Here is an 11,966-nt window from a genome sequence, read left to right as displayed (position 1 = left end):
TAGATCACCCTTTTGTCTTTTGATATATAGAAAATAGGGGTTAGATTCTTAATTCCTAACCCCTATTTTGTATCTATGAATTAGAAAAAGGAAAAGGTATGGAAGTTAAAAATAAAAAATGGTTAAAATACATTGGTCAGAGCGCAGTTGTGCTCCTTTTGATGGGATCTGTAGTGGGTCTTTATACGACGGTTCAAAAGGACCAAAAGCAAAACGAAGCCAAGACCGTACAAACGACAGAAAACACCAAGCTCAATATTGCGGTGGTCAATGAAGACAAGGCGGTTAAACTGAATGATAAAGAATACAACCTTGGGGCTAGCTATGTAAAGAATATCGAACGGGATAATTCGCAAAACTGGTCTGTCCTCCCTCGTGGAGCCGCTGAGTCAGGGCTTGCAGATGGCAAGTACCAGTTGATGATCGTCATTCCAAGTGACTTCTCAGAGAAGGTCTTGGAAGTGAACGCAGTCAATGCAGAGAAGACAACTGTGACGTATAAGGTCAATGCGGCTGGGAATTCTCAGGTTGAGAACGAGGCCAATAAAGTCGCTAAAGATATCGTTTCAGACTTGAATAGCCAGTTGGTTGATATGTATATGGTCAGTATTCTAAGCAACCTTTATACAGCTCAGAAAAACGTGGAGACAAGTAACAAGATCCAATCGACCAACATTGGTTCTTACCGAAGCAACTTGCTGGATTCGGCTTTAGATTCCAAAAATATCTTCCCGAGTCTCTATAGCTTGTCGACATCATCTGTCGAGTCGAATAATGCCTTGAAGACAGTTCTTGAGTCTTATACCCAGGCTTTTGATCAGTTGACCCAATCTCAGGATCAGTACGGTCAAAACTTCGACACATTGATTAAGCAACGCTCTGAGGACAAGATCAGCCATGAAGAGTTCATGAACCAGCTGATGTCTATGAATCAGTCTGTTGTCAGTGAAAAGACGCAAGAGTTGTATAAGAATTTACAACAAAACCAAGAAGCGATTACCAAGCAATTGAGTCAACCAGCTGAAACAGAAGGAGATGCTTCAGGTACCAAGACCTATGCAGGCTTGACCAAAGATGTGAATGATCGTGTGGCAGACCTCGAAAAAGGGATCAAGGCAGAACGTGACAAATTAGATGAGCACGAAAAGAACATCGAGTCTACTGTAAAAGCGAAGATCCTTGACTACTATGGTCTAAAAGAAGGAGACAAAGTCACCCTTCGTACCTTGATTGGGAAGACAAAAATCGAAACTCTCAGCAATGCTCGTAATAAAGCGGATGATGACATTCGTCAAGCAATTGAAAAACTTCCGTCTTTAGATCCAGCTAGTCTTAATCTGAATAAATATGGCAACCTCAATTCAGCAATTAATTTTGATAGTACTTTTGCTGGGACGATGGCGAAAGCAAATGGAAATGCTGATGAATTAAAAACTTTGGCTGCAGAAGTAGATGCCAAATCAACTGCAGTTGCCGATGTCCTCAATGCTAAATCTGGAAAACAGAAGGTTAGCATCCAAGTACCAGCAGGAGTCAAGGTTGATACTTGGACCTATGATGGACATACTTATGCAGGTAGTGGCGAGCAGGAAGTCGAACTGAAAGATGGCAAACAAATCCAAATTCACCTCGCTGAAGATGGAGGAGCTATGCCAAGCGCGATTGATGTTGAAGTTCTTGTGAATGGGGTTTCTTCAACCAGTGTGACCGTATCTGCAGAAGACTTGAAAACAGCTGTTGCTAACTATGCGTCGAAAGCTAGTGAAATCGCCTTGGATTATCAACGCGCAGGAGCATTGATCGATGCTTACTATCCAAAAGATGACAAGGGAGATCGTCAATCGCTCTATGATCCAATCGAAGATATGGATTTGACGGAAGCCTTGGTCAATGTCGTGAAATCCGCGGTTACAAGCAATATCAATGACTACCGTAAGAGTATTGAAACGGATGAATCTGGGGATGCAACGAAGAGTGTGAAAGCCCAGTTAGATGGTACCCTTAAACAGTTGCAAGACTTGGGACCACAATTGCAGGCTAATCTTCAAGCCATCGAAAACACCAACAAGGATCTAACCCAAAATATCAACGATCAATTGAAGCAGTATGCAGACCTTCAAAAACGCCTAGAAGAGATCTCAAAAGCGCAAGAAACAGTGACACAGGCTCAAACCAAGACCGATGCAGACTTGTCAGCTCTTGGTTCTGAATACACCTCCTTGTTGACTTCGACAGAAGGTGTTAAGAGTTCATCTCGTAGCAATGTGGACGCTGCCAACTCTACCAATGAAATCTTTAGCCAATTGAACAAAGAATTGGAAAGAGCCCAAGGCAATACAGAGAAATTGTCTAGCAATGCAGAGAGCTTGATGGGTGAATTCGATAAGGAATTGTCTGAAAATGGAAACTTCGTTGAAGCCTTCCGCAAAGTCTTCAACAATGCTTACGAAAATGGTGTGCCAAATGAAGTCTTGCTCGACTTCTTGTCAAATCCAGTTGCAGAGAAATCTTCTTCTGTGAAAGCGACCATCAACGTCTACCGTCCATTTATCTGGATCTTTATGCTAGAAATCTTGAGCCTCTTTACAGCTTATCTCTTTGCGACTCAGCCAATCATCCGTAAGGTGAAAGATCGCTTCAAATTAAATCGCTTGCAAGAATCAGATCTCTTGTCTGTCGGTGTCCTTGTGGGACTTTCTCTCATCCTTGGACTGGTGATCGGAATGATTTCAAGTATTCAACTCTCTGTTGGTCGTGAATATGTACCTTCATGGGTATTCTTAGCGGTTCTAGCAAGTTTTGTCTTGGTACAACTGCAATACCTCCTCTTGAAACACTTCCGTGTGATTGGAATGGGACTGGCCTTCTTCATGTTGATCAGCTATGTCTACCTATCAAGCGCGATCGGAACGACCGCGACCTTGTCAGGCCTTCCAGCACTGGTGAAAAATGTCAACCTCCTTTCTATTTTAGAAGGACAGTTTGCGGGTTACTTTGATGGACAAACAGCCGGTATCGGCGTCTTCTTCGGATTGTTGGTCTTCTTCGGTCTTTTGGCGGTTGCCAATATCTTCATTCCAAAGAAGTTTACTCAAACAAAGGAAATTGAATCAAGCTTATGAAAAAAATGATGTATCTTCTCTTTGTCTTTAGTCTCTTGCCAGTAGTTGTTGTTTCTGCAGATGATTTTATCGATAATCGTCTGCAGGTCAACAACTCACGTCTTGAGACAGAGCAGGAAAAGACACTCGGGGGCCAATTGGATGCGACTGAGTCTCTTTTCAATGAGAAGGATCAGAAAAAATTAGCAGATGAAAAACGCAAGCAAGAGAAACAATTGACCGATTCAGACGGCCAGTTGTTTTCTGCTATAAAGGGAAAGAAAAAAACAGGGCCTGAAGCGGACCTGTTCCAGCCTGAAAATCAAAAATTATCTAAATTCGAGTCCAATGTGGAGGACAATTCGGCCAGCTTGTCGGATTTTATTCCAGCCTTGCAAATGCTGGCTTGGAGTGCCCTTCTCTTTGGGATTGCTGGCTATATTTCCTATCGAATCTATAGAAAAGAGGCCTAAATGGAGCAACATATCAATGTCACCTTCCGTATGAATGGTGCAAGCCATGATCTCCGAATCCCAACACGGATGGAGGTGCGACGCTTGATTCGGGAATTGGATCAGATCTTTGGGTCTGCCATGGAACCTAGAAGCAAGTATCAGTTGCGCGTGGTAAATAAGGGCATCTTGCTGGATGAAGGCAAGGTGGTACAAGAGTATCCGATCACGAGTGGTGATCTGATCGAGATTGAGGAGTGGTAAGGTGAAAGAAGAACAATTTACACTGGAAGAACAAGTCTTCCGTTTTGAAAAAGAAGACACGAGCTGGCAGCTGGACCTCAAGCGTTCAGAAGTGGATAGCCAGGATTTACGCAATTTATGGATTTTGGATCTCCATCATCCCTTGTTTTTAGAGCAGAGCATGACAGCGGATCAAGACCAGATTCATCTGACCTATCAGACAGATGCTCTGGGCTTGAGTGCAGAAGAAATCCAAGAATTACCGGTTTCAGACCGTCTACGTCTAGCTATTAATGTCTTAGATTTGGCGCCAGCCTTGGAGCTTCCGGTGACCTTTATGTTGCATCCCATCAATTTGTTTGTGACCAAGGATGCGCAAGTCAAGATCGCTTACCGCGGGGTTCCGGGAATGATGGTGCCACGCAAGTGGGATCAGGTTGAATTCTTGCGCCAGGCCAAGTGTTATGCGGTCACTCTTTTTGGGGACTGGGATTTCATGGAGCTCTATCAAGGCACGCTCGAATTAGAAGATCTGCCAGATTTCTTGGTGGAAATCCGTGATGCTGCTAGCTTAGAAGAGATGAAAGCTCTCTTAGAGAAAGCCTACCAAGAACGCAAGGAAGAGGAAGAAAAGACCTTGACCTTGGTCTCAAGCCGTCAACACCGAATCTTTAAGTTGGCAACCGTATGGCTTTCCGCTGTAGTGGCCCTCTTACTCTTGCCTTTGATCTATTTGGTCTTTTTCCAAGCACCCTTTAAAGAAAAGTTGCTTCAAGCGGATACAGCCTATCTCAAGGTAGACTATACTGGTGTGATCGATGAGCTAGAGGGAGTAGCTCCAAGCAGTCTTCCAACGACACAGAAATATGAGTTGGCGACGTCTTACTTGCAAGGCTTGAATTTCTCAGAGGACCAAAAGAAGGTCATCCTCAACAACGTCACGCTCAAATCAGACAGTCTCTATCTCCACTACTGGATCTATATCGGCCGTCATGACTTTACCCAAGCGCTGGATACAGCCAAACGAATCGACGATTCAGACTTGATTATCTATGCCCTTCGGAAGGAAATCAAGGCGACACGTGATAGCGAAAAACTCTCTGGTGAACAGCGCGAGAAAAAACTCTCTGAGCTAGAGGGCGAATACAAGAAATACTGGGATGCCCGCTCTAAACTCTTGGAAGCAGAGACAGATGAAACCAAAGCTTCCACTAGCAGCTCAACAACGGCTTCGTCTACAGAAAGTTCCTCAACAGAAAGCTCGTCTTCTACAACTGCAAGCTCGACTGAGTCTAGCGAACACAAGGAGTAGTCTATGAAAAAACGTATCATACTCTATAAAAAAGGTTTTCGCTATGAGCTAGCGCTAGAAGAGGGAAAGACAGCCACCGTATCGAATCAAGAAACAGCTCAGTTGACCCTGGCTTCGCAAGAAAATCCCCTTCATTTCCAATGGAGTCAAGGAGAAATCTTCTACCAGTATGGTGAAGACAAGGGTGTGCTTGAAAATAGCAAGATCCTTGGGGATGTAGTCTGCTACTTGGCGACAGGAGAAGTCCATACCTATGAACTGTTAGACAAGGAAGAAATTCTAGTAGCAGATGAAAAGGGTGCGGATGTGCGCTTGCACTATCCAGTACGCTTTCTTCTTGTGAAAAAAGAGCAGACTTGGACTTGCCAGCTCTTATCCGGAAAACTCTACCATAACCATAAACTCGTCAGTGAAGCGACTTTTCCACTGGCCTTTGGGGATGAGCTTGCCATTGGGGATGTGACCTTTAAGCTCTATCCAGAAGAATTTGGCGTGGAAGGAACTGTTGAAGTAAGTCCTTATCTGGTGCCTCGCTTGCATTCGCGTTACGACTTCTACAAGGACTACCCAGAGTACCACCGGTCTCCGCGGATCATCTACCGGAGTTCGGAAGACAAGATCTTGATCAATCCTCCGGGTGCGGAGCCTCAAAAACCATCCGATGAACTCTTGAAGTTGATCATGCCACCCCTCATCATGGTTGGGGTGACCCTCTTGATCACTATTTTCCAACCGCGGGGTCTCTATATCATCGCGACGGTATCCATGTCTGTGGTCAGTGTGATCTTTTCGGTACAAGGATTTTTCAAGAATCGTAAGAAATATAAAGAAGACAAGAAAGAGCGCGTGGAGCTCTACCATCTCTATCTCAAGGACAAGGCCAAGGACTTGGAACAGCTCTCTCGGAAGCAACGAGAAGGCATGTTTTACCATTTCCCAGCGATTGCAGACTTGACTAAGATGGTCAAACGCTATGACTCGCGGATCTACGAAAAAACACCGCTTCATCTTGACTTTTTGGCCTATCGTTTGGGCTTGGGCAAGGTCCCAACCAGCTATGAGCTCAAATATGGTCAGGAAGAACGCAGTGGGAAGAAAGATGCCTTGGAAGAAGAAGGCTATGCCCTTTTCCAAGCGCATCAAAAGATCGACAATCTTCCGATTGTAGCCAGCCTCAATCGGGGACCGGTTGGCTATGTCGGCCCTCGTCCTATCGTGCTCGAGCAGCTGCAACTCCTGGTTGCCCAATTGGCTGTCTTTCACTCTTACCATGATCTGACTATTATTCCGATCATTCCAGAAGAGGAAAAAGAAAGCTGGGATTGGATGCGCTGGTTGCCTCATGCGACCTTGCAAGACATGAATGTCCGTAGCTTTGTCTACAATCAGCGGACACGCGATCAGGTCTTAAATAGTCTCAACCAAATCCTCAAGCTCCGCAAGGCGCAAAAAGAGGAAGAAAAAGCCAATGACACCAAGATCTTCCACCCTCACTATGTGGTGCTCATCACCGATGAGACCTTGATTTTGGACCATGTCATCATGGAGTTCTTCCGTGAGGATCCGACAGAGCTGGGCTGCTCCATCATCTATGTGGCAGACGTGCTCTCATCTCTTTCTGAGAATATCCAAACCGTTATCTCCATCAAGGACCGCAACCAAGGGCAATTGCTCTTGCAAGAAGGGGTTCTTCGCGAGCTCGACTTCCAATTGGACCACTTCCCTGAAGGTTATGACAAGGAAGCCATCTCGCGTGGCCTTGCCCCCCTCAAGCATATCCAACAGCTTAAGAGCTCGATTCCAGACTCAGTGACCTTCCTTGAAATGTATCAAGCGGAAACTTTCAATGATCTCAAGGTCTTGAGTCGTTGGGAGAGCCATGCCCCTTACCAAAGTTTGGCCGTGCCGATCGGTCTGCGCGGGAAGGACGATTTGGTTTACCTCAATCTTCATGAAAAAGCTCATGGACCACACGGTTTGATCGCAGGGACAACTGGTTCTGGTAAGTCTGAGACTATTCAGTCTTATATCCTGAGCCTTGCCGTCAACTTCCACCCACATGATGTGGCTTTCCTCCTCATCGACTACAAGGGTGGGGGAATGGCCAATCTCTTCAAGGATCTGCCTCACTTGCTTGGGACCATCACCAACTTGGATGGTGCCCAGTCCATGCGGGCCCTAGCCTCTATCAATGCGGAGATCCATCGTCGGGAGCGCCTCTTTGGTCAATATGGGGTCAACCATATCAACCAATACCAAAAGAAATTTAAACTCGGTGAAGCGACCGAACCGCTTCCTCACCTCTTCTTGATCAGTGATGAGTTCGCCGAACTTAAGGTCAACCAGCCAGACTTCATTAAGGAATTGGTCTCTATCGCGCGTGTCGGGCGTTCCCTCGGGGTACACTTGATCCTTGCGACGCAAAAACCTTCTGGGGTCGTGGATGACCAGATCTGGTCCAACTCTCGCTTCAAGCTAGCCCTCAAGGTAGCTGACCGTGGAGACTCGATGGAGATGCTGCGGACGGCAGATGCGGCTGAGATCACTCAGACTGGTCGTGCCTACCTCCAAGTCGGGAACAACGAAGTCTATGAACTCTTCCAAACCGCTTGGTCAGGTGCAGACTATCAGCCTGAGAAGGACCAGCTAGGGATCGAAGACCATACCATCTACTTGATCAATGAACTGGGCCAATACGAAGTCCTCAACCAAGACCTCTCCGGTCTGGATATGGCAGAAGAAATCAAGGAAGTGCCGACAGAGCTGGATGTCATCGTGCAAGAAATCAACCACTTGCACCAACAAGAAGGCATCGCAGCTGTGGCCCAACCATGGTTGCCACCGCTTAAAGAGCGGATCACGCTGGATGAGTTGGACAAGGTCGTGCCGATCGAGGCTTGGCAAAAACGGACAGCTCCAAGCGTCCTGATCGGGGTCGCCGATATCCCGCAAGCGCAAAAGCAAGAAGCTGTCGCCATCGATCTGTCAAAAGATGGCAATATCCTCCTTTACGGAAGTCCAGGTACAGGAAAGACGACTTTCCTACAGACAGCCGCAATGGATCTGGCCCGCAAGCAGAGTCCAGAAAATCTGACCATGTATCTGCTTGATTTCGGAACTAACGGTCTAGCACCCTTGAGCCAATTGCCACATGTGGCCGATAGCCTGCTGCTCGATCAGACGGAGAAAATCCAGAAATTCATCCGGATCATCAACCGCGAGTTGGATCGTCGTAAGAAGCTCCTCTCTGAGCATGGGGTCGGCACCATCGCCCTCTACCGTGAAGTGACCGGTAAGCAAGAGCCAACCATGGTCATCCTCATGGATAGCTATGAGTCTATGAAGGACGAGCCTTATGAGACAGACCTCTTCAAGCTCTTCATGCGGATCTCTCGTGAAGGTCTCAGCATCGGTGTGCACTTGATCATCACAGCTAGCCGTCAGAACAACCTACGGGCTCAGCTCTATTCCAACTTCAAGCACCAGCTGACCTTGCCACAAAATGATATCTCTGAAATCCGCGGTATCGTGGGAGCAACCCCACTTGCGGCTACCATGGAAGACATCAAGGGACGCGCCCTCATGAAGCGTGACGAAGTCGATGTCGTCCAATTCGCTCTACCAGTCGCAGGAGACAATGATATCCAAATCATCAACAATCTCCGTGATCAAGTCCAAAGCCTCAAAGAAATGTGGACAGGCCGCACCCCAGCAGGCATCCCAATGGTCCCAGATGAGTTGACAGAAGCAGCCTTCTACGGCCGTGAGGATGTAGCAGCTTTACTGAATGAAGGAAAGGTACCACTCGGATTGGATCTGGAGACGGTTGAGCCGGTGACATGGGATCTCAAGAAAGGCAACCTTCTCTATCTGACAGACAAAGAAGAGCAGATGACTCAATTCGTCAAACAAATTGCTCGTAGCAAGCAGAAGGTGATTGTGTTGGCGCCGAAGTATCATAAACTACCAAATGCAGATAATTTATTTGTCTTTTCATCGGCTGAGGAAGTTCTAGAATCTCTTAAAGATATGAATAAGCGTATTGATGAGAGATTGGAGAAACAGTTGTTTTCTCATGATGCTACTATTATTATATATAATATGATTGATCTACTGCAGGAGTTAACACAAAATGGTATTGACTACTTGACGTACTTATTGGAAAAAGGTTTGAAGGTTGGATACGGTGTTGTTGTTATGACTTCGGCTTCTATAAGTCGCAATATTGATTCAGCTTCGAAACAAGTAAGAGCATATAAACAAGCTTTCTTAGCAATTAGATTTAATGATCAAACTATGTTGAATGCAGTCAATAAGCCACTAAGAGAAGGAGTGTTAGAAAAACAATTACATTATTATGTAGTTGATAATCAACTAAGAATAATCAAGGTTTTGATATCGTAATATTATAGGAGATGTAATGGGAAATAAATCTGAATTAATCCAACAGTATAATGAAATTAGTGCTAAGAGTAATGCATTAAATGCAAAAATCGCTGAGTTATCAGAAGCTTTAAAGAATTTAAATAATGTTTCAACTACAGTAGATTATATTCTTAAAAATCATGAAAATATAAAAAATAATTATAATTTGGCTGGAACAGCATATAAAAATGAAACAGAAGCAGAACAAACAACTGTAAAGATAGCTTCGGAGAAATTTTCAAAATATAAAGAAGATATTGCAGGGGAACTCAATGCTAAAATATTATTTCTTGGCTTTGAGGCTGCTGCATGTAGAACGTCAATGAATACATTATCTATACTTATAGATATGGCGAAGGAGTGATAGTTTTATGAGTGACATTATCAAGATACATAATTTACCTGGTATAGATGATTTTGGAAAGTCTATTTCAGAATTTTCAAAATCATATTCAGTTGCTGTTAGTGATACAGAAAGAAAGTTTTCTATTAAAAAAAATAATTCAGAATTAGATGCGTTAGAAGCTTTTTACAAAAAATTAAACATTTTACAAGAAAAAGTTTTTCATAAAGTACCTGAAGAGTTAGAAAAATATTCTACACTCAATATCACGTTTAGTTCAACTATTAGGGATGCTGGATTTGATGTCAAAGCTTGGACTTCAGAAAGCGGGAAAAATACTGTAACACAGACTTTGACAGGTGATCAGTCAACTGCTGTTGAAGATGTCAAGTCTAAATTGCAACCTGCGTTGGATACTGCCACAAGATTATTAGAAATTGATAGTATAAATTTGACCCCTATCCAAACAACAGCACAGCAAGAATTATTAACTGAGTCTACGAATAGATCAAATACACATGATGCGATCGAAGGAGCACACAAAACATTTGTACAGGGGTTGGATGAAATAACGAAGACAATAAATCTGCTTCAAATAGAAGTCAATCATGCAAAGTCGATTTTAAGGATGCCTGCAGATTTTATTTTGGATAGTATTAGCCATAAAATTTTAACGAAGGATAAAATGTATTATCTTGATTCTATGTCAAGCGATGTTGATGCAACAGTAGTAAAAGATATCCTTAGTGAATCTCCTGGAAAAATAATGAAGCAACGACCTGAGGGGATTAGTGGTGGTACATATAATGTACTTTCCGCAGAAGTTACGGATTGGATAGTGCGTGGGAAAAATGGAGATAAACTAGCAGTAAAAAAATTAAATCATCTAGTAGATGCGATGGGGAGTGAGTCGATTGACACTGTATCTCAGTTTACAACTTCAATGATAGAAGCCGGTGATAGAGAAGCTTGGTTTCTAATTGGAAATATGAAAAAGAACCATTCAGAAAATCCGAATGATTCTAAAATTGGTAGAGATCAGAATCGATTAAATAACGTGAATGATTTCATTGGTTTGATGCAGTCTATTAATTTAATTGGTATCGGAGAAGATATAGAAAGATTAAATTATGGTGAATACACTGAGCCAGAAACTAAAATGACCAACAAACAAATGAAAGACATACAAATAACAAGTGATGGAATTTCTTTCTCTGTAAAAACAGATTTTAAACATGTAATACATAAAAATGTTTTGGGAATGGTCAAAGTAGATCAAATTATGACTGCCACTACAACAACGGAAAATTATAATAGTAGTACAATGGCTGGAGCAGGTGCAAATTTGATCTATAATCAAGAAAGGGCATCTAAACTTAAGAAAGCTCGAAAAGAAGCGTTGGAAGAATTTCAGAAAGAAATGGGTAAAGCTATTGGGCAAGGCTTATTAAATAGTCTTATTCCTGGTTCTGGAACAGTCATGGAGCTTTTAGGATCGTTTGCTGGAGATGACAAGGAGAAATCGGATGGTATTAAATCACTTAGTGATTATATTCCAAATAAATACGGGAAGAATGCACTGAAGGTTATTGGTAACATTGCTAAAGACCATTTTGAGTTTAGTAGTAAGATAGAGAAACTGTCAAAAGAGGAATTAAGTAATCAACAAAAAAGCATAGGTGAGTATTTGAAAAAAGGGACTTGGTATCTCAAATCGAATAAAGATACTTATACAGACTCTTCTGTTTACTATGACTTTAATGCAACTCTTCGAGCGGAAGAAATGGACGATAGAGGTATGAAAGGCTATGTAGAAGAAAAAATTCCAGAAGCTACTCGCAATGGTTTAACTCCGGAACAGTGGATAGAAAACCAAATTAAAAAGAACGAAGTTAAAGTTGATAATGATACCAAGAACTATCTTATGGGAGTATCTGATAAAAAAATAACAGATATGAAGCAAGAGGAAATAGATAAACTTACAAATGCTTTAAATGCTATCATTCCGCAGAATGAAAGTACGGGAAACAGAGGCGTAGAAAGGTATATTTTATACCTAGATGAGAAATTTGAATACAAGGAGAGATAAG

At 43.1% G+C, this 11,966-nt stretch carries 7 protein-coding genes; all 7 read left to right on the top strand.

Annotation, left to right across the window (positions count from 1 at the left end; translation table 11 throughout):
- Positions 1-98: 98 nt before the first annotated feature.
- From esaA to HMPREF2685_RS02945, 7 genes are read left to right on the top strand one after another with little or no spacing between them, the layout of a single operon-like run.
- Positions 99-3,122, top strand: a complete 3,024-nt coding sequence (gene esaA / locus HMPREF2685_RS02975; protein ID WP_070465181.1) for a type VII secretion protein EsaA — start codon at positions 99-101, stop codon at positions 3,120-3,122.
- On the top strand, positions 3,119-3,574 hold the full coding sequence (gene essA / locus HMPREF2685_RS02970) for a type VII secretion protein EssA (protein ID WP_070465180.1): 456 nt from the start codon (positions 3,119-3,121) through the stop codon (positions 3,572-3,574). Before esaA ends, essA begins: the two co-directional genes overlap by 4 nt.
- Entirely contained in the window at positions 3,575-3,817 is a 243-nt protein-coding gene (locus HMPREF2685_RS02965; protein ID WP_013904565.1) for an EsaB/YukD family protein, read from the top strand.
- A gap of 1 nt (position 3,818) precedes the next feature.
- Complete coding sequence (essB, locus tag HMPREF2685_RS02960) at positions 3,819-5,108, top strand: type VII secretion protein EssB (protein ID WP_070465178.1); 1,290 nt, start codon at positions 3,819-3,821, stop codon at positions 5,106-5,108.
- Between the two features lie 3 nt (positions 5,109-5,111).
- The gene (essC, locus tag HMPREF2685_RS02955) at positions 5,112-9,512 is read left to right on the top strand and encodes a type VII secretion protein EssC (RefSeq protein WP_070465175.1); all 4,401 of its coding nucleotides are present in this window, start codon (positions 5,112-5,114) and stop codon (positions 9,510-9,512) included.
- A 16-nt stretch (positions 9,513-9,528) separates the two neighbouring features.
- A complete protein-coding gene (locus HMPREF2685_RS02950) occupies positions 9,529-9,897 on the top strand; it encodes a hypothetical protein (protein WP_024054634.1) in 369 nt (122 codons plus the stop codon).
- Positions 9,898-9,904: 7 nt separating this feature from the next.
- Positions 9,905-11,965, top strand: a complete 2,061-nt coding sequence (locus HMPREF2685_RS02945) for a tachykinin family protein (protein WP_070465170.1) — start codon at positions 9,905-9,907, stop codon at positions 11,963-11,965.
- Position 11,966 lies beyond the last annotated feature (1 nt).

This window comes from Streptococcus sp. HMSC074F05 (assembly GCF_001808725.1).
Classification (GTDB): Bacteria; Bacillota; Bacilli; order Lactobacillales; family Streptococcaceae; genus Streptococcus; species Streptococcus parasanguinis_I.
Note: the sequence above shows the minus strand (reverse complement) of the source record. Positions and strands in the feature narration are given on the sequence as shown.